General features: G+C 67.5%; 14 protein-coding genes. 3 read left to right on the top strand and 11 right to left on the bottom strand.

The features are described 5' to 3' along the window. Positions 1 to 560 precede the first annotated feature (560 nt). From SFB74_RS01515 to tssJ, 6 genes are all read right to left on the bottom strand, one after another. The gene (locus SFB74_RS01515) at positions 561 to 2,633 is read right to left on the bottom strand and encodes a serine/threonine protein kinase (RefSeq protein WP_432728895.1); all 2,073 of its coding nucleotides are present in this window, start codon (positions 2,631 to 2,633) and stop codon (positions 561 to 563) included. 118 nt (positions 2,634 to 2,751) lie between these two features. Further along, on the bottom strand, positions 2,752 to 3,465 hold the full coding sequence (gene tagF, locus SFB74_RS01510; RefSeq protein ID WP_432728894.1) for a type VI secretion system-associated protein TagF: 714 nt from the start codon (positions 3,463 to 3,465) through the stop codon (positions 2,752 to 2,754). A gap of 1 nt (position 3,466) precedes the next feature. Beyond that, positions 3,467 to 7,129, bottom strand: a complete 3,663-nt coding sequence (tssM, locus tag SFB74_RS01505; RefSeq protein ID WP_432728893.1) for a type VI secretion system membrane subunit TssM — start codon at positions 7,127 to 7,129, stop codon at positions 3,467 to 3,469. Further along, positions 7,129 to 8,514 carry a DotU family type VI secretion system protein gene (locus SFB74_RS01500; protein ID WP_432728891.1) on the bottom strand — a complete coding sequence of 462 codons (1,386 nt, stop codon included), beginning with the start codon at positions 8,512 to 8,514 and terminating at the stop codon, positions 7,129 to 7,131. The genes tssM and SFB74_RS01500 overlap by 1 nt, the downstream gene beginning before the upstream one ends. Before the next feature lie 8 nt (positions 8,515 to 8,522). Next, the gene (gene tssK / locus SFB74_RS01495; protein ID WP_432731858.1) at positions 8,523 to 9,818 is read right to left on the bottom strand and encodes a type VI secretion system baseplate subunit TssK; all 1,296 of its coding nucleotides are present in this window, start codon (positions 9,816 to 9,818) and stop codon (positions 8,523 to 8,525) included. Between the two features lie 256 nt (positions 9,819 to 10,074). After that, positions 10,075 to 10,503, bottom strand: a complete 429-nt coding sequence (gene tssJ / locus SFB74_RS01490; protein WP_432728890.1) for a type VI secretion system lipoprotein TssJ — start codon at positions 10,501 to 10,503, stop codon at positions 10,075 to 10,077. A gap of 327 nt (positions 10,504 to 10,830) precedes the next feature. On the opposite strand from tssJ, the gene SFB74_RS01485 reads away from it, so the two are divergent. From SFB74_RS01485 to SFB74_RS01475, 3 genes are read left to right on the top strand one after another with little or no spacing between them, the layout of a single operon-like run. After that, positions 10,831 to 11,130, top strand: coding sequence for a TssQ family T6SS-associated lipoprotein (locus SFB74_RS01485; protein WP_432728889.1), 300 nt, complete (start codon positions 10,831 to 10,833; stop codon positions 11,128 to 11,130). Between the two features lie 58 nt (positions 11,131 to 11,188). Beyond that, positions 11,189 to 13,252, top strand: a complete 2,064-nt coding sequence (gene tagH / locus SFB74_RS01480; RefSeq protein WP_432728888.1) for a type VI secretion system-associated FHA domain protein TagH — start codon at positions 11,189 to 11,191, stop codon at positions 13,250 to 13,252. Continuing rightward, complete coding sequence (locus tag SFB74_RS01475; RefSeq protein WP_432728887.1) at positions 13,245 to 14,066, top strand: PP2C family protein-serine/threonine phosphatase; 822 nt, start codon at positions 13,245 to 13,247, stop codon at positions 14,064 to 14,066. The genes tagH and SFB74_RS01475 overlap by 8 nt, the downstream gene beginning before the upstream one ends. Positions 14,067 to 14,076: 10 nt before the next feature. Here SFB74_RS01475 and SFB74_RS01470 read toward each other — a convergent pair whose 3' ends face one another. The 5 genes from SFB74_RS01470 to SFB74_RS01450 are packed head-to-tail and all read right to left on the bottom strand — an operon-like array spanning position 14,077 to position 19,385. Then, a complete protein-coding gene (locus tag SFB74_RS01470; protein WP_093206783.1) occupies positions 14,077 to 14,460 on the bottom strand; it encodes a DUF4150 domain-containing protein in 384 nt (127 codons plus the stop codon). A 44-nt stretch (positions 14,461 to 14,504) separates the two neighbouring features. Next, positions 14,505 to 15,206 carry a DUF3540 domain-containing protein gene (locus SFB74_RS01465; RefSeq protein ID WP_177213749.1) on the bottom strand — a complete coding sequence of 234 codons (702 nt, stop codon included), beginning with the start codon at positions 15,204 to 15,206 and terminating at the stop codon, positions 14,505 to 14,507. Next, the gene (locus SFB74_RS01460; protein WP_432728885.1) at positions 15,203 to 16,288 is read right to left on the bottom strand and encodes a pentapeptide repeat-containing protein; all 1,086 of its coding nucleotides are present in this window, start codon (positions 16,286 to 16,288) and stop codon (positions 15,203 to 15,205) included. The genes SFB74_RS01465 and SFB74_RS01460 overlap by 4 nt, the downstream gene beginning before the upstream one ends. Continuing rightward, positions 16,285 to 18,951, bottom strand: coding sequence for a DUF2169 family type VI secretion system accessory protein (locus tag SFB74_RS01455; RefSeq protein ID WP_432728884.1), 2,667 nt, complete (start codon positions 18,949 to 18,951; stop codon positions 16,285 to 16,287). The genes SFB74_RS01460 and SFB74_RS01455 overlap by 4 nt, the downstream gene beginning before the upstream one ends. Next, a complete protein-coding gene (locus SFB74_RS01450; RefSeq protein ID WP_126472482.1) occupies positions 18,951 to 19,385 on the bottom strand; it encodes a hypothetical protein in 435 nt (144 codons plus the stop codon). The genes SFB74_RS01455 and SFB74_RS01450 overlap by 1 nt, the downstream gene beginning before the upstream one ends. Between the last annotated feature and the right edge of the window lie 18 nt (positions 19,386 to 19,403).

Raw genomic sequence — 19,403 nt, 5'->3', positions numbered from 1 at the left:
AAGCAACGGGCTATAGCTCAAGATTTCCTCCCTACATGCAATATCTATTATTTACTTGGCACGACTCTTCTGCGAGAGCCTATTAAGTCTAGCACCCAATGCTACGAACAAGCCAATTCAATAAAACCCAATCGCCATAGGACCAAGAGGGAGAATTCAATGCCAATCCACGGCGTCAAACGGCAAAATACCACCAAATAGTTAGTTTAAAATCGATAACATGTTTTCAATTGACTAAAAATAAGACACCAATTGAATACCGGCCGCGGCACCTCAGCACATCGAATTAACAAAAATTCGACAAATCAAAATCAAAAAATTTTCGTTAAAAGCCGACCTCAGTCCTGCCTGCAGCCTGCCCAAGGCAGGCGTGCAAAAACAAATAGGAACCTGTTAGCGAGGAAGACGGCTCATCAGCCGCGATTACAAATCGAGCGAATACGACGATCCGTCGCTTGGCCAGTCGATTGGCGAAAGCCTTCGCGCTGCATCGCCGTCAATGCAGCCTCAAGCCAACAAAAGAAGGGTCGCCAGGCGGCGGGCGCGACCCTGCCGCCCGGCTACTTGAACTCGTGGCTCACCACGGGCGCGGACTTGCTGTCCTGCACCGTCACGCGCTGGCGGAACACCTCGAGATCGCCGTTGCGCACCTCGATGTTGTAGATGCCCGGGCGCAGCGACAGCGACTTCAGCGGCGGGCTCACGCCCCGATCCGCGCCGTCGACGAACACCTGGCCCCACGGCCGCACGTTGAACAGCACGCGGCCCATGCCGGGCGCCGCGGCGGGCGTCGCAGGAGCGGCCCCCGGCGTGCCGGGTGTCGCGCCCGCCACGACGGTTCCGGGCGGCTGCGTGCCGGGGGCAACCGGCACCGAGGGCGGCGAGACGCGGTTGATCTCGGCGATGGCGTTGCGCGCCTCGCGCGCATGCAGGCCGCGGCGGTAGCGGCGCAGGTAGGCCTCGTAGCCCTCGCGCGTGTTCTCGCTCTGCGCGAGGTTCCAGTCTTCGGCTTCGGCGGTGGCCAGAGCGGATTCGGGCGGCGTCGCCGGCGTGGCGGGTGTCGTCGGCGTGGTCCCGGGCGTGGTGACCGGAACGTTCTCGAGCGGTGCCAGCGGCCCCGTGGATGCGGCGGGCGCGCTGGCGGCCGCCGCCGGAGGCTGCGCGGCGCCGCCGCCGGCCACGGCGGGCGGCACGCCATCGGTGGCGGGCGGCGTGGCGCCGGTGGTGGTCGCCGGCGGCATCGCTGCCGGCGGTGCGGTGTTGCTCGACATCGGATCGGTCGGCGGCGGCACCGGCACCATCGCGGTCTTGGAGGGCTCCTGCGGCTGCATGCCGGAGGTGAGGCGCAGGCCGATCCAGGCCCCCACGGCGACGAGCGCGATCAACAGCACGCCGACCATGCCCCATGGCGGGCGCTTGAGCTTCTGCTTCCGGGCGGGCGCGCTCTTGTTGCCGTGGGCCGCCGCCTGTGCCTTGGCGCGGCTGTCGCGTTCTTCCTGCGCCGCGCGCGGCGCGGGCGCCGGCGAGGGAGCTCGCACCGGCTCGGGCGCGGCCACCGGCATGGGCATCGACATCGGCTCCAGCGGCGCCGGCGCCGACACCGGCGAGAACTGCTGCGGCGTCAGCTGCGGAGGCGGCGGCGTGGCCGACACAGGCGCGGCGGGAATGATCACCGTCGGCACGCCCATGCCGCTCACGTAGATGTCGCCCAACTTCACCAGCCCCAGTTCGGCGGCGAAGGCGGCCACGGTCTGCGTGCGGTCCTTGCTGTGCACGGCCAGGGTGTGGTCGATGGCGGCGCAGAAGGCCGGGCTCAGGTCGTCGCGGCCCATGGACGACAGCGGCGCGTAGGCGTCCTGCACGCTGCGCACCACGGCCGAGGGCGGCGGGTGGCCGGTGACCGCGCGGTACAGCACCGCGCCCAGCGCGTACAGGTCGGTCCAGGCGCCCTGCAGCAGGGTGTTGTCGTCGGCGTACTGCTCGATGGGCGAGTAGCCCGACTTCACCATCACCGCCACCTCGTCGACGAGGTCGGCGATCGACTTGCGCGCCGCGCCGAAGTCGAGCAGCACCGGCAGGTCGTCCTGCTGGATGAAGATGTTGTCGGGCGCGATGTCGCGGTGGAAGCACTGGCTGCGGTGCAGCGTCTCGAGCGCGCCGAGCAGCGGCCCCAGCATGCCCAGCAGCCAGGGCTCGGTGATCCTGCCGGGCTCGTCTTCCGCCAGGCGGCGCAGCGTACGGCCCTTGTAGAGCTGGATCGCCATGTAGGCGGTGGAGTTCGCCTCCCAGAAGCGATGCACCCGCACCAGCGCCGGATGGCTGAACTGCGCGAGCGTGCGCGCCTCGTTGATGAAGCTGCGCAGGCCCGCCTGGAAGGTGGCCGTGAGCCGCTCGGAGCGCACGTGCACGCTGTTGTCGCCCACGCGGCGCGCGAGCATGGCGGGCATGTATTCCTTGATCGCCACCTCGCGCTGCAGCGAATGGTCGTAGGCGCGGTAGACGATGCCGAAGCCGCCCTCGCCGATCACCTCGAGCAGCTCGAACTCGTCGAGGCGGTGGTTCACGCCCAGCGGGTGCGGGCGCTCGTCCTGCGTGTCGGCCGCCGGGCTTCCGATGCCGTGCGTGGTCGTCATGCTTCTTTTCCTCCTGCGGGACGGCCGCCCTCATGGCCCCCATGGCCCCTGTGGCCCTCATGGCCTCCATGACCCTCGTGGCCCCCCCGGGCCTGCCGGCCGATATGGCTCTTCTTGTTCATGCCCATGGCACATGTCCCTGCGAAAACAACTTGGAAAACAGCGGCGTGTTGAGCCCGCCGCCATGGGCCGCGGTGCGCAACGGCGATCCGTCGGCCTGGTTGGTCCACCAGTAGCTGGTGCTGCCGAAGGGGTCGAAGCACAGTGGAAGCTCTGGCCAGCCCAGGCGCTGCTGGGCGGTGGCGCCACCGGCCGTAGGCCCGAGGATCGAAAGAATGTCGTCCGAACCGCCGCTGGCGGTCTGGAAGCCGGCGCGGCCGGCCGCCAGCACCTGGCTGTCGAACTGGTCGGGTGCCACGCCGTGGCGGATGGCCTGCAGCATCGCCGTGCCGCACTGCCAGTACCACTCGGCCGAGCCTTCGAGCACCGAGGGCCGGTAGTTGCGCGCGGCTACCTGCAGCGTGATGCACACGGGGTAGTAGCGGCCCACGCGGTCGCAGCTCGGCGCGATGCAGCCGAACTGCACCGCGTCGACGCCCTGCGTGGCGGGAATCGCGAAGTTCCATACCGGCGCCACCGCGTAGTGGCGCGTCATCGCGTCGGGCCAGCGCTTGAAGCTGCCCAGGCCGTTCTGCATCCAGCGGTCCCACCAGGCCTGCAGTTCGCGCGGCATGCGGCGATAGAGGAAGTCGCCGGCGGCCGGCAGCTTGCCGTACCAGCCGATCTGCTCGTCGACGGGCACCCAGGCCTGCGAGGGAATGCTGCTGTTCATTTCAGGACTTCCCGGGGCAGGAGAAGCTGTTCATCTGCGGCAGGCGCAGCGGGTTGTAGACGCTGTTGGCCGTGACCGCGAGCACCACCTTCTTGCCCTGCAGGTCGAAGCTCGCGTTGAACGACTCGGGCGAGCTGCCCGCCGAGATGGAGGCCTTGTCGAACAGCCGGTGCAGCGCCCACGGCCCTTCGGTCACGATGCCGCCGGCCGGCGTGCCGTTGGCGGTGGTCACCTGCAGGCGCACCTGGTTGCTGTTGCGCGGGCCCGGCCACTTGATGGTGCTGGGCGCCTGCGGGCCGTGCGCGTAGCGCACCGTCTGGCCGTCGACGTCGAGCGTGAACTGCGTGAGCTGCGCGTCCATGTCCTCGGGCCGGATGTCGATGGTGAACGAAGGCGTGCGCCCGCCCGCCATGCCCGAGAAGAACACGTCGCGGATGGCCTGCGCCTTCTGGAAGGAATCGAGGTATGCCGAGCGCCCGGCCGCGCTGCCGTCCACGCCGCGCTTGAAGGCCCACGGGTTGACCGAGGTGTCGACCTGCGTGATGAGGTTCTTCTGGAAGAAGTCGTCCATCATCCCGCCCGGCGCGAATAGCTGCGCGAAGTCGCCAGAAGCCACGTCGCGGTTGGAGCCGCGCGTGAACGGATAGCGCCCCGCGATCGCCTGGTTGCAGAACGAGCCGATGCTGGCCGCCGCGCTCTGCCCGATGTTCTGCCGCGTCACCGCCGCCGCCTTCGACGACGCGGTGGTGGAGAGATCGTTCAGCATGCCCTGGAACGGCACCGGCAGCCGCCCGGCCTCGGCCTGCACCTTGGTGACGGCGTCGCTGGTCGGCGGGATGTTGCCGCTGCGCAGCGCGGTATCGGTTGCGGTGAGGAAGTTGTAGAGCTCGTTGATGAGCGCGGCCGTCGCGTCGATGGGCGCCTGGCCGCCCTGCTTGGGGGCGGTCACCATGCGGCGCAGCGGCTCGAAGTGGTTGTCCACCAGCGACTCGGGGCGATCCACGCGCGTGTTGCGGCGCTGGCTGCCGTCGGGCTGGCCGATGAGCTGCTCGATGCGCTCTCGCGTGCTCTGTACGCGGTTCTGCGCCTGGTCGAGCAGGCTGCGCGCGGCCTCGTCGTGGTTGCGCAGCAGGTCGGTTTCGCGCGCGGCGCCGCGGATGATGCGCGACATCGGCGATTCGGCGGTGGAGAGCACGCGCGTCATCTGGATGCTCTGCAGCAGCGAGCGGCTGTCGGCCAGGCGGATGTCGACGAGGTAGTCGTCCCACACCTTGATGTAGTCGGTGAGGTAGAGCCGGCGCACTTCGCGCAGCAGCAGCTCGCGCGAGGTGATGTCGGCGATGCCGGGCGCGCGGATCTGCAGCACCCAGCGGTCTTCCTGCTCGAGCGACAGCGCGGTCTCGGCCATGCGCTTGTCGAAGATGTCCCAGTAGCCGCGGTAGGTGAAGAGCGTCGGGATGCCGTCGGTCAGCGGCTTGCCGCTCGCGCGCCGGATGACCAGCGCAGACTCGGCGCCGCCCGCCTCGGCGATCGTGAAGGCATTGGGCTGGCTGGTCTGCAGCAGGATGCGGCGCAGCCGCGCGTACGAGCGCTGCGCCAGCGGCACGCCGGCCAGACGTTCGCGCGTCTGCGTGATGAGCTTGTCGTCCTTCGCGAAGGGCGAGGTCACCACGCGGCCCGAGAACAGCGCCTTCAGGTGCGACTCGAGGTTGGCGCGCTGCTCGCGCGTGAGCGAGGCGCCGATCTTGCGGTCCACGTCGGTGAGCAGCCAGGCCTGCAGGAAGTCGGCGTCGTAGCGCTCGGCGTCGTACAGCATCAGGTAGGCCTTGAGCGCCTCGTAGCTGTATTCGGCGTCGTTCTTCGCGGCTTCGCGCAGCGACTGTTCCACGCGCTGCGCGGCCTGCGGCAGCAGCACGGTTTCGAGCGCGCGCTGGTAGACGCCGTCGGTGGCCGCCTGCAGCTTCTCGCCCTGGTAGAGGCCGAAGCGGTAGGAGGTGGGCGGATCGCCGATGTCGAAGTGGCTGGACTTCGGCAGGTCGCGCAGCCTGTCGAGGATGAGCAGCGAGCTGGCGATGTCGCCGCTGGTGTCGACCACCGTGGGCAGCTCGCCGCGCGCCGCGGCCTTGTTGAAGGCCTTGGCGTTGGTGTCGACCTCGGCCACGTAGTCCTTGTTGTTGCGCCAGCTGTTCACGCAGGCGCCGAGGAACAGCACCAGCAGCACGCCGATCACGCTGTAGCCCGCGATGTCGATGGCCCTCTTGCGCCGGTACCAGCGAAGGTTGGTGCCGGCCACGCCCGCGTCGCGGAAGATCACCTGCTGCAGCAGTTCCTTCAGGAAGTAGCTCTTGCCCGGGCCCGGCGGCGGTGCCGGCGGTGCGTTGACCTGCAGGTAGCGCTTGATGGCGCCCATCACGCGGTCGAAGGCGGTGCCTTCCTGCGTGCCGCTGGTGAAGTACACGCCGCGCAGCATCGACGCGGCCTCGAACTTCGACGGGTTGAACACATCGGCCAGGAAGGTGCCGAGGATGTCCTCGAAGCTCGCGAACTGCTGCGGCAGCAGGTAGGCCTGCGCGCGGCGCATCGGGTCGGACTCGGCCGCCAGCAGCTCGGGCAGGCGCTCGTCCAGGCGCTGGTGCAGCAGCTTGTATTCCTGGTGGAAGCGCTCGCGCAGGTCGCCGCCCACGGGTGCCGCCGTGCCCTTGCCGGCCTTCCTGTTCGCCGGGTTGCCCTGGATCGGGAAGGTGAAGCCCCACACCTGCTGCCGCTCGGCGCGGCCCAGCGAGCCGAAGTATTCGTTGAAGCCGGCCAGCAGGTCGGTCTTGGTGACCAGCACGTACACCGGGAAGTCGATGCCCAGGTCGTTGCGCAGCTCCAGCAGCCGCTTGCGCAGCGCCATCGCGTGGCGCGCGCGCTGCGCGTCGTCAGCCAGCGGCAGGTCGGCGATGCTGATGGTGAGGATCGCGCCGTTGATCGGCTGGCGCGGGCGGAACTTCTTCAGCAACTCGATGAAGCCCTTCCACTCGCCCTCGTCGGTCTCGCGGTTGCTCTCGTGCGTGGTGTAGCGGCCGGCCGTGTCGATCAGCACCGCCTCGTTGGTGAACCACCAGTCGCAGTTTCGCGTGCCGCCGATGCCTCGCACCGCCGCCTTGCCGAGCTGGTCAGCCAGCGGGAAGTCGAGGTCGGAGTTGACCAGCGCGGTGGTCTTGCCCGAGCCCGGCGCGCCGATGAAGATGTACCAGGGCAGCTGGTACAGGTACTGCCGGTCGAACAGCGAGAAGCGGCTCGCGGGCTTGCCGTCGGCATCCGCGCCGAAGCGCATGTTCTTCAGGATGTTCGTCGCGTCGGTGAAGCCGCTTTGCAGCTCCTTGATCTCGGGGGCGTCCTCGGGCTTGGCCTCTTTCTCGCTCTTGGAAGGAGTGCGCAACTGGTTGAGCAGTTGCGCGTTGAGCCGGCGCTCGCGCCACTTGCGGTAGATGACGCGCACGATCCAGATCGCGAACATCAGCACGATGACCACGATGCGCACGATCTCGTCTTCGAGCGGGCGATAGCGGCCCACCGCGATGGCCGGGCCGATGACCCAGATCAGGAAGGCGAGCGCGACGAGACCGAGAAAGACCCAAAGGTCGCGGCTGATGAGAAAACGGAAGATGGCGCGCAGCATCAGCGGTTGCCTCCGGAGCGCGGTGCGGGAACAGGTGCGGGTGCGGGCGCAACGAGTGGCGCGGGAGCCACCGGCGCCACCAGCAGCGTCACCTCGACGCGGCGGTTGCGCGCGCGGTTCGCGGCGGAATCGTTGGGCACCAGCGGGTCGGCGTCACCGCGGCCTTCGGCGCGCAGGCGCTCGGGCCGCGCAATGCGCGCTGCGATCATCTTCTTCACCGCGTCGGCGCGGGCCTGCGAGAGTTGCCAGTTGGAGGGAAAGCGCACGCTGCGGATCGGCTGGTCGTCGCTGAAGCCGCTGACCAGCACGTTGCCTTCCACGGAGTTGAGCGCGTCGGCCACGCGCACGAGCACCGGCGCATAGCGATCGAGCACACGGTCGGAGCCCGAGGCGAAGAGACCGTCGCCGCGCAGCACCACGACACTGCGATCCGCCTCGTCGCGCACGGTCAGCAGGCCTTCGCGGATCTCGGGCTCGAGAAAGCGCTGCAGGCGCGGCACGGGCGCCGGCATGACGACCGCACGCTCGGCCTGCGGCAGGCGCACCGCATTGACGGCCGCGAAGGCGCCGTCGGAGTGGCCCGCAAGATTGAAAGTGAGAAACGCGAACACGGCCACCAGCAGCACAGCCGCCACCGCGCCCACGGCCCACACGGGCAGCCAGTTGCGCGAACGGCGCACCGGCGCGCTGCCGTCCTGCCAATGCGGCGACAGCGGCACCGGGATTTCGCCGCGCGTCTGCCGGATGATCTGCAGCAGCCGCTGCTTGAGCGTCTCGAGCTGCGAGCGGCCGTTGTCGATGACGCGGAAGCGCCCCTCGAAACCCATGGCCAGACAGAAGTAGATGAGCTCGATCAGGTGCAGGTGCTGCTGCGGGTTCTGCACCAGGCGCGACAGGAGCTGGAAGAACTTCTCGCCGCCCCAGGTCTCGTTGTGGAACATCACCAGCAGGCTCTGCGACGACCAGATGCTGCCGCCCCACGGCGTGAGCGCGGCGGCTTCGTCGACTGCCGTGCACAGGCAGTAGCGCGCGCCGATGATGACTTCGGGCGCAATGCCCGCCTGCTGCGCGCGCGTTTCGAAGCGGCGCACCTCGTCGACCAGGTGCTCGCGCAGTTGCGACGGCGCGGGGTGGTGGCCGGTGGCACGGATCTGCGGGATCAGGTCGAGCAGCGGATTGGCAGCGGCCACGAGCGGGTTGTTGCCCGCGAGCGCCGTGTCGCCCGCATGCGGGCGCCGCGCGTCGTGCCATGCGGTGAAGGAATCGGGTTGCGCGCCAAGTCCGCGCTGTGCGGCGGGCATGCCGCCCGTATCGGCGTTGCCGCCGCCCGGGTTCGGCGGCACGAAGCCTCCCGGGCCGACGGCCATGTCATTGACACCGTTCATAGAGTCCCTCACGGACGGATGGCCCAGAACTCCATGGCCAACCCGGGAAAGTCACCGGCCAGGTGCATTGCCACGCCGCCCGATTTTTCGAGCTGGCGCCACATGTCGCCGCTCTTGTCGAGTTCGAAATAGTGATAGCCCGCGTTGTACGGAATCTGCCGCGGCGCCACCGGCAGCGGACGCACCACCACACCCGGAAGCTGCAGCTGCACGAGGTCGCGGATGCGCTCGACCGAGCCGATCTTCACCTGCGTCGGGAAGCGCTGCTGGATGGCGTCGGCCGGCAGGTCGGCATGCACCGCGAGCACGAAGCCCGCGTTGCGCACCAGCACCGGATCGGGCATGCGGCCCACGCGCACGCCGTGGCTGCGCTCTTCCAGCTCGATGGCGATCGCGCTCTGCTCGAGCACGGCGGAGAGCGAACGCCGCAGCTCTTCGAGCAGCGGGCGGATGCACTCGTTGAGGTTGTCGTGGTCGTACACCGGCCACAGCACCGGGCGGCGCGTGGGCGACGTGTGCGTGGCCAGGTGGCAGGCCAGCTTGAGCCAGTCGACGAAAAGTTCTTCAGGGTGTACCTGCACGGCCTGCTGCGCATGCCAGGTGAGTGCGAGATAGCGGTTGACCAGCTCGAGCAGGAGGAAGTCGGAAACTTCGCTCACGCCGCCGCGTCCGGGCTGCGAAAGACGCGAGGCCAGTGCCTCGGAGCGCTGCGTGAGCAGGCCGTGCAGTTCCGCGATCATGCTGCGCAGCATGGCGTGCGCGGATGCATCGAGCACTGGCGGGATGTAGTTGGCGTCGACCACCAGCTTGTGATCGGTGCGCCGCTCGATCACGCGCACCGCGCCGATGGCCTGCCACTCGGCGGTGAGCGAGGAAGCGCGTGCGAGCCGCAGGCGCGGCGCGGCAAGCTGCAGCACCGCGGGGCCGAGCGCGACGGCATTGCCGTCGTTCACTTCGCGCTCGATCACGCCGAAGCGCGCGGCCGAGCCTTCGTCTTCCGAGAAGATGACTTCCTCGCTGCCGGGCCTGCGCAACGGCAATGCGAGAACGATGAGTTCATCTGTGAGATCGCTCGGCACCTCATAAGGAAGCGGCGCGTCTTCCGCGCCGAACGAGAAGGGCGTGCCGTCGGGCATCACGCCCGCGCCGCCGAGCAGCGACACGCGGCCCAGCGCGTATGCGTCGCGATCGATGTCCAGATGCAGCCAACCCCAATACGCGCCTTGCAGGCCCGCGGTGCGCCGAGTCACGTATTGCTCGACATAGCGTTCCATTTGCTGGAAATGCTGCGGGCGCAGGTACATGCCCTCGGACCACACCACGCGATTCGCCAATGCCTGCGGATGGGCGCCGTTCTTTGCGGCGCCCGGATTGCGAACTGTCACCAAAAAGACCTCCTGGGGAGTGCTCACGCCGGAGCGGGAGATGCGCTGGAGAGCGGCCTCCCGGTCCACTTGTTTTGCTCTCGATGCTACACGTCGAGTCTTACGTTTTGCACCGCATTTCGCTTATGAATTTCTCGCACTTTGGTACTAGCGAATCAGTACCTTCTGTCCAAAGTTAACGACTTGGTAGCAGCTCTATGCCCGTCTTGCGCACAGCGACATGCACGGCCTGCTCGCTCGGCGAGAACTGCCACACCTTGTACAGGTTGGTTTGCTTGGGCTCCTTCAGCGGCAGCACGATGCGCCAGCGAGCGGCTTCCAGCTTGCGATAGCCGGCGATGATGCCGATGGCGCGCGAGTCGAGACCGGCCTCGCGCTTGAACACGCGCTCCTCTCCGCTGCGCATGATGGCCTGGTCGGCATTGACCAGTTCGGTGCTCAGCGTTTCGCGGTCACGGTCTTGTAATGCAAAGTAGTCTGCCGTCTCGAAGTTACCGGAAGATTTCAATTCGAAGACCTTGACGAGGATGGGAGCGGCCTGGCCCCGTCCGTCAGGATTGACGCCGTCGTCGATCCTGATGGTGATCGCGTAGGGCGTGGGCATGGACTTGGCCGTCGATGCGCATCCGCTGATGAGGCCCGCAAACAACGGTGTGGTTGCAAGTGCGCCTTGTAGCAAGCTTCGTCGATGCATTGAAATCTCCCGAGGGTTCGCGGCTTATATTATCGAAGTCATGCGCCCTTACGATGGCGCATAGCGTGCATGTCGCAACACAGCGGCACACTATCTCAAGCATTGCCTTTTGCAAGGTAGGAGAGAAGATTGAAGTCATGTCTGCCTGCTCTGGCGCTAGCTCTTCTTGCGGTCGCCGGTTGCACGACCACGCCACCGCCGGAGCCCGCGCCGCAACCCGAACGACTGAGCCAGCAAGTGGCGCGCACCACGCTCGAGAAGGCGCAACAGGCGTATGACGAAGGCGACTATGCCAAGGCACTCAGCACGCTCAAGAGCGGCGGCGTGTCGGTTTTCGAAGGTGCCGAACCGGCCACGCGCCTCGACGCGATGAAGCTCGAAGCCTTCAGCTACTGCGTGGCCAACCAGATCGCCGAGTGCCGCGTGCAGTTCCGCAAGATTCTCGACGCGTTCCCGACCTTCGATCTCAACGTGGCGGAGCGCAAGCATCCGGTGTGGGGCCCCGCGTTCGAGGCCGCCAAGCGAATGAAGCGTTGATGACGAACATCGCGGCCGCACCGGCACTGCGGCGCGAGAAGACCAACACGGAGAAGCCATGCGCTGGACAGTGATCGAACACGCAGGCAGGCCGGTGGCCACGGGCCCCTCGGCATTGCTCGCCGCGCCCGGAGGAACGATCGGACGCAGCCCCGACAACAACCTCGTGCTGCCCGACGAGCAGCGCCAGATCTCGCGCCTGCAGGCCACCGTGCGCTTCGACGACGACGGCGTCGCGGTGCTGCGCAACATGAGCGCGGTGCTGCCCATCAGCGTGAACGGACGTGCGCTCGCGCACGAGCAGGAAGCGCGCGTGGCCGATGGCGACCGCGTGGCGATCGGCAGCTATGTGCTGGAGGCATCGAGCGCGCAGCGCGCGGTACACCCTCCGGTTGCGCCCCCTCCTCCTCACGTGTCTGCTCCGCCTCCCTTTCCTGCGTCGCCGGCGCCAGCACAGTACGCACCGCCGCCTGCGATGGCCGCGCCACCGATGCCGGCTGCAGGCCCCATCGACGCGCTGTTGCCGTCTTCCGGCGCATCCGACGTCTTCTCCGACCTGTTCGGCGAAGGCGCCTTGCCCATCGGCGATACGCAGCCCACGGTGGCGATGCCGTCGCCGTCGCGCCAGTCAGCGCCGGTACCGCCACCAGCTGCTTTCGCACCAGCGCCCAGCGAGGCCTTCGTTCCTCCGCTCCAGCAGCAATACCAGCAGCCGCCGGCACCGGCGCCAGCGCCCCAGCCCGATCCCTGGGCCACTCTTTCGCCGTCGGCCCCGCAGAAGCAAGGCCCGAGTCCGAGCACCAGCGCTTCGTCCCAAATGCCTTCCGCCGCGGACTGGGACGCCATCCTCGCCAACGCGCCGCGTCGCGTCGACAGCACGCCCGCGCCGATGCCCGACCCGATGGCGCACGAGCCCTTCGAACTGCCCTCGCAGGCGCGCCGCAATCCTGTCGATCCGCTCGCCGAACTGAACCCCGACGCGGCCAAGGACATGTCGGACGTGGCGCTCAAGCGCGGCGTCGATCCGCTGTCCTTCTTCGCATCCGACGAGAGCGCGCATTCGCCGCTCTCCGATCCGCGCCCCACGGCGCTGACCCATACCGATCCGCTGCTGCCCGGCGACACGCACCCGGCGGTCGACCTGCTGCAGAACAACAGGCCGGCGGTGCAGGGTTACAGCCATGCGAACCATGCGCGCGAAGTGGCGGCCCAGTTCCGTCCGCCGAATCCGGTGGCGATGCCTGCGCCGGCTCCTGCGCCCGCATCCGTTGCTGAGCCGCCGAGGGTGGAAGCACCGCCGCCTCCGCCCGCGCCGGTTCCTCCACCGCCTCCTCCCCCACCACCGCCTCCGCCCGTGGTGCAGGAGATCAAGCCAGAGCCGCCTCCAGCTGCGGAGCCGGCCCCGGTTGCAGCGCCCGTCGTCGTGGCACCTGCTGCGACGCTCGCACCGGCGACAACGGCACCGGTGCAATCCACAGCACCGGCCGAGACTGCAGCAGCAACTGCGCCCTCATCGTCATCGGAAGCCCTCTTCAAGGCCTTCCTCGAAGGCGCCGGCGTGCCCGAAGTCGCCGGCCAGCAGCAGCTCGACATCGAGGCCATGCAGCGGCTCGGCCGCATCATGCGTGCCTTCACCGACGGCACGATCGAACTGCTGTCATCGCGCGCCATGCTCAAGCGCGAGGTGCGCGCCGAGATCACGATGATCGTGGACGAGGAGAACAACCCGTTCAAGATCCTGCCGAATGGCCGCGCCGTGCTGATGCAGATGTTCGGCGCACGCATGCCCGGCTTTTTGCCGCCCGAGGCCGCGGTGCACGACGCGCTCGGCGACCTTCAGTCGCACCAGCTCGGCATGGTCGCGGGCATGCGCGCCGCGCTGCTCACGCTGCTGAAGCGCTTCGACCCTGCAGCACTCAGCCGCGAAACTCCGCACGACGGCAGCCTCGGCGAGAAGCTGCTGCCCGGCGGCCGCGAAGCACGCCTGTGGCGCGAGCTGCAGCAGCTGCACACCGAGACCACGGCAGCCGTCGAGGACGACTTCCAGGCCGTCTTCGGTCGCGCCTTCCAGCAGGCCTACGACAAGGAAATGGAACGACTGAAGGAGGCGCGCCGTGCTTGAAGCCACCCGCTCTTCGTCTACTTCCTCGTTCGCCGTTCCGATCTCGACCTCGCAGTTCTCCTGCGTCGGCGAGCGCAGCGGCAACCAGGACGCCATCGGCTACCACCTCGACGAGCGCAACGGCTGCTTCGTGGTGAGCGACGGCGTGGGCGGCAACGCGGGCGGCGAGCTGGCCTCGCGCATCGCGGTCGACACCGCCCTCGACACCTTCGTGGCCGCGCCTTCACTGGCCGCCGACAACATCCAGCGCTGCGTGAAGGCGGCGAACGACGCCATCCTCGCGAAGCAGCGCGAGCTGACCGAACAGAGCCGCATGAGCGCGACCTTCGTGTCGCTCTTCGTCGACCGCATCACCAACCAGGCATGCTGGGCGCATGTGGGCGACAGCCGCCTGTACTGGTTCCGCCGCGGCGCGCTGATGCAGCGCACGGAGGATCACAGTCTCTCGGAGCGCTCTGGCGATGCCGCCGCGAGCCACCAGAACGGCGGGGAACGTCTCGTGAAGACCAATCTGCTGTATCGCGCGCTAGGTGCGCGTGCGACGGCAGAGGCCACCATCACCGCGCCGCAGCGCCTGGCCGATGGCGATGCCTTCCTGCTGTGCACCGACGGGTTGTGGCAGCTGATCTCGCAGCAGGTGATGGAGCGTTCATTGCAGCTGGCCGACAGCGCGGAAGAGTGGCTGGCGCTGATCCGTCGCGCGGCCGAGGCGAAGGCCGATGACTCGCAGGACAACTACTCGGCGTTGGCTGTCTGGGTGGGGTTTCCGCAGCAGGTGACGCTGGCGGGGACGGCGTCACCGCGCAACGGCTGATACCCGCGCCTCAAGCCGCCAGCACGAGGATCTTGGGCTGGCTAGGCACGATGCGCATGCCGAAGGCGTTGCCGCCGTTCTGGCGCGTGAGGCTGGTCACGCGTGTCTGCGGCGAACCCTTGATGCGCAGCGTGAAGGCTCCGATGGTGTGTCGCGACTCCGACATCACGCGCGGCATCACGACGCCCAGGCCCACGCCGGCGTTGTCGCCGTTGGTCAGCGGCGTGGTGGTCGCGAGGTTGTGCGCAGGCGTGCACAGGTAGAGGATGTTCCAGGCCTTCGGTATAGCGGTGCATCCCAGCGCAAAGTTCGGCCACGGGATCGGAACAATTGGCGATTTGCAGACATCGGGAAAGGCAATGTCGACGCCCATGAGCTGGCAGTTGGCAAACATGCGGATTCTCCTTTGCGGGTTTCTTGCGGCTTTCCGGAATGCGGTCAGCCCATGTGGATCTGCTTGGCGTCGGCCTTGACGAGGTCTCGCGCTGTGATCACGGTGTTCTTGCCGTGCAGCCGTGTCATCTCGCTCGCGCGGTAGTCGATCTGTCCGGCCTGCACCTGGTCGATGCCTTCGGTCATGCGGAAGGCGCTTTTGCTCAGCTGCACCAGGCGGTCCACCACGACCTCGTAGACCCGCCCGATCACCCGCATGCTGAACACTGTCGCCCGGGCTTCCTCGCCGCTGTAGTCCAGCCGCCCGATGCGGCAGCGGGCCTCGTCCGCGTCGATCTCGAGCTGCGGCCCCCTGAGCGTGGTTCCCTGGCGCGCCCGCAAGTTCAGCTGCGTGGCGCTTTCCATGCTGACCGCTCCGCGGACCGAGGCGAGCATCAGGTCGCCCTCGACTTCGACGCGCGCCACGCCGGGCTGGGCCTGCTCGGCCACCGCCGTGAGATAGAGGCGGCGTTCGTCGGGACCGTTGACCAGCACCGTGTCGCCGATTTCCGGACGCAGCAGGCAGCTGGCGGCGCGCAGGCAGCGCAGCACACGGCCATCGCTCTCGACGCTGTAGATGCCGCCCGGCAGCACCGAGGCGACCACGCCCAGCGCGTTGACCACTCCTCCCGGCGCAGCCGCCGGCTGCGCGCCCTCGACGGCCGCCGCGGCAGGCCTTTGTGTTGTTCTCAGCGAAGCGACTGTCATGAGGAACCTCGATTCGTCGTCAATGGGTCGAAGCGGCGGCGCGCGGAGAACTCCTCGGCGGCGAAGAGCTCGGGCTCGTTCGCCAGCAGGCCGCCCCGATCGGGAATGCGCGTGCCCTCGAGCAACGCGCGGTGCACCTTGGTTCGCATCAGCGTAGCACCACGGAAGTCGGCATCGTGCAGGTCGGCGTAGGAGAAATCCGCATATGTGAGCCGGGCCTCCGTGAAGCGGGCCTCGCCGCAACGCGCGCGATGAAAGATGCATTGCTCCAGGTCGGCCGAAGAGAAGTCGGCCCTCTCAAGCTGCGCATCGATCCAGATGCTCTGCGTGAAAACGCCGGCTACGCACGCTCCGTCCGCGAACTGCACGAACGGGAACAGGCATTGCGGCGCCTGGACGCGCCGAAGGCTGACCCCCTCCATCTGCGCGCCCTTGAAGTTGCAGCGCGCAAGCGATGCACCTTCGAAATCGCAGTGACGAAGATCGGCATCGGTGAACTGGCATGACTCGAAGCGCAGTCCGCTCATCACCTGCCCCGACAAGTCGCACTCGGTGAAGATCGCCTTGTCGAAGTCACATCCGGCGAACATCGCGGTGCGCAGGTCGGCTTGGTAGAAGGTCGCCTTCGGTAGCGAGGTGCCCATGAAATCGGTGCGATCGAGCGTGCAACCGTAGAAGATCAACGATTCCGACACCGCACCGCGGAAAGATGCGCCGTCGATCGTGCAGTGATCGAAGCTGGCGACGCCGGCGTCCACGCGCTGCATGCTCGCACCCGACAGGTCCGAGCGATGGAACGTCACGTCCCGGAGCACGGCATCGTCCAGAAGAGCACCAGGAGCCTCGCAGGCATTGAAGACACAGTCGGCCAGGTGGGCGGACCTCAGGGCGGCGCCCTCCAACCTGCATTCGTCAAACACGCTCCCCTCCAGGTTCGCGCCCTCCAGGTCGACGCCGGTGAAATCGCTGTGCGCGAACAATCCACCGGAGAGGTCGAGCCCGCGCAGGTCCAGACCACGCAATGACCGCTCCCTGATTTCCTGTCCGCCCTTGACCATGGCCTGCAATCGCGTGGGTGTCATGCGGTCTTCTCTTCGGGCTTGCGCCGTGGCACCGTCTTGACCTGCTCGGTATAGGCCTCGTCGAAGCGGGTCGTGTCGTCGATCAAGCACTGCCCGAGGTCGGCCTGGAACAGGTTGGCACGCAGGAAGTCGGCCGATACCAGCACGGCCTTGTCGAGGTTCGCGGCAATGAGGTTGATGTCGACCAGCGAAGCCGCAGTGAGATCGGTGCGCACGAACATGCAGTTCACGGCGTCAGCACGGTGCAGTACGGCGCCGCGCATCGACGCATTCGAGAAGTCGCTGTTGTCCAGCTTCGCCTGCGTGAAGTCGGCTTCGTCGAGCCGCGCGTCACGCAGGCTGCAGTCGACCAGCGCGGCATTGCGGAAGCAGGCATGCCGCAGTACCGCGTCGCCCACGAAGCAGGTGCTGTCGATCCGTGCGGCCGAGAAATCGATGCCGCCGTCGCAGCGGGTGTCCGTCCAGTCGCAGGTTTCAAGCCGGGCGCCAGCGAAGCTCAGGTCCTGCACGGCACATTCGATCCACGATGCCTTTTGCAGACGCGCGCGGTCAAAGCGCACCACCTTCAGTTCGGTGCCATCGTCGAAATCCACGGACGAGAGCCTGGCGTCCTCGAAGCTGCAGCCTTCCAGACGCGCCTGGCTCAGCACCAGGTTGTCCATGGCCGCTTCGGCGAAATCGCAGCCGCTCGCGCGGACCTGGTCGAGCGTGGTCCCGTCGAAGCGGGACCGGCTGAAGTCGGCCGATTCGGCCTGCACCAGCGCCATGTTGGCCTTGGCGAAGTTCGCCCCCTGAAGCGAAGTCCGCATGAACCTGGCGCGCACAAGCAGCGCCTGCGACATGTCGGCCTCGTCGAGGCAGCTGTCGGTGAAGTCCGCGCTTTCGAGCAGCGTCTCGTGCCAGCGTGTGCCGCGAAGGTCCATTCCGGAGAGATCGGCACCTGTCAGGTCCATGCCGGAAAAATCGCGGGAGCCCGCCAGGATGGACGCGACCTGCTCGCGGACGCGCTGTGCCGCCTCCGAGGCCATGGGATCGGCGGCATCCTGGTATTGGGCCGTTCGCCGATAGTTCGCGAGCAGCTTCTCGTCCGCCCCTTCGATCATGCGCTTCATCTGCGCCCTGGCTTCGGCAGTCATTGGGGTCGCACCACCCGCATGGTTGTCGCTTGCCATCCGCTCGACGCGCGGCCACATGTCGAAACGCGGCGGGCCCTTGGGCTTCATAGAGGCCGCCTCGGCAACGAAGGTGGAGGTGTCGAAGCCGGCCTTTCGCGACTCGACCGCGTTGGCCTTCGCCGCGCGGTCGATTTCCTCGCGGGCCTCGTCGAGCTTGCGGCGTTGATCGGCGATCGACTGGCGCATCTTCGCAATGAAGGCGGGCAGCTCTCGCAGCGTGGGCAAGGCCGGATCCGCGGGCACGGCCCGCTCGTACTCGGAAGTGTCCACGCCGGCTGCGCGGGCCTTCGCGTCCAGTTCGGCGCTCAGCTGCTGCGCGCGTGCCTGCATGTTGCGCTTGAGCGGGCTCGGTGGCGGTATCGCCGCGTCGAGATCCGGCCAAGGGCCGATGATGCGCTCCGGCATCAGCTGCTCGTCGCGCATGAAGTAGAGCGCGCGGTCTTCGGATTCGCAGCGCGTGACCAGCGTCTCGCGATAACCTTCGAGCGGAAGCGGCTCCCCGGCGCCTTCCTCCAGCGCGACCATCGCATGGCTGATGTCTGCCGCGTCGTCCTCGGCGATCGGCGTCACGCCATGGAAGATCAGGGCCACGCGCTCGAGGTGCGGAAAGAACCATGCGGTCGTCGCGGTGAGCGGAAAGTCCTCCAGCACCGCGCCGTCCAGCGGGCGCGGATGATGCGCGCCGCGGACCACGAAGCCACGCACGCGCCAGTCGGGCAACCGCCCCGACAGCACAGGATGCGTGGGGTGCATGTTGACGACTTCGAAGGCCGCACCGGACAGGCCGCCGTCCGCCGGTGTAAGCCACTGGTCTTCGGGTGCGATATTGAAGTAGCGCCAGTCCATGTCGGAGGCATAGCCCGGAAACAGGTGCTGCTTCCAATGCTCGTCGTAATTGCGCCCGAGGCGCGCGGCCCTCGAAGGACGGGTTTCGTCCATGGCACCGAAACCCGCAGGGGCGCGGACGTCGTCCGGCCGGTTCAGGCGCTGCGTCGGCAGTTCGATGTTGGGAAGGCGTCGCGTACGCAGTCCGTTGACGACCTCGTCGCTCGTGCCGATGCCGACAGGGTTTTCCGCATGGCCCGGTCCACCGAAGGCATGGCCCCAATCGATGGGCATCGCATCGAAGGGCTGCGGCGCGGTGGCCCGTCCGTCGAGCCAGAACCGATCGCCGGATACGTGCAGCGTCTTGCGCCGGCCCTGCACCTGCACCGACACAGCACACTGGGTCTTGTCCTGCTGGTGGTGCGTATAGGCATTGCCGGTGACGAGGAATTCGGGTCCGGCCTTGGGCATTCCCGCGTCGAACGCGAAATCACTGCCCAGTTCGGCGGCGAGGGTCTTCCACACCTCGGGCTCCGGCACCAGGCGCGCGTCGGCGGCAAGGCTGTCGGTCATGGCGATGGCCGTCATCGAGAGCCAGTGGCGCTGGTCCTTCGGAAAGGGGCGGGTGAGCATGCTGACGCGCAGCGGCTTGATGATCTTCATCAGTCGGTACTGGGTATCTCGAGTTGCGTGCGGTCGCGGTCGATCGCCACCTGGGGCGGCTTGTCATTCGAGTGGACTACATGGACCTTGCGGCCCGCGGTGAAGTTGGCGATCAGCTCGGTGTCGATGAAGGTGCGCACGTTGGCGTCGTGGCGCTGGCCGGCGGCGTCGCTGAATGTCAGCCGAAGCTCCGCGGCAGCCATGTCCGCCGCATGGCGTCCACGCTTGATGAGGCGGTCGGGCGGGCGCGCGATTCCGACGATCTCGGCCTCCGTGCGTCGCCCATGAGCACGCAGCTGCTCCCACAATTTCTCCTCGCCGCGGAAGCGCGAATTGGTGACCACGCTGCCGACGATGAGAACGGCGGCCAGCACGACGGCGGCCAGCGCCACGAGGTCGCCGACGCTCATGCCGAGAACGTCGGCCCACTGCACGTGAGAACTCCTTCGGTC

This window comes from Variovorax xiamenensis, from assembly GCF_050916385.1.
Lineage (GTDB): Bacteria > Pseudomonadota > Gammaproteobacteria > Burkholderiales > Burkholderiaceae_C > Variovorax.
This window is presented reverse-complemented; position numbering and strand designations above follow the sequence as displayed.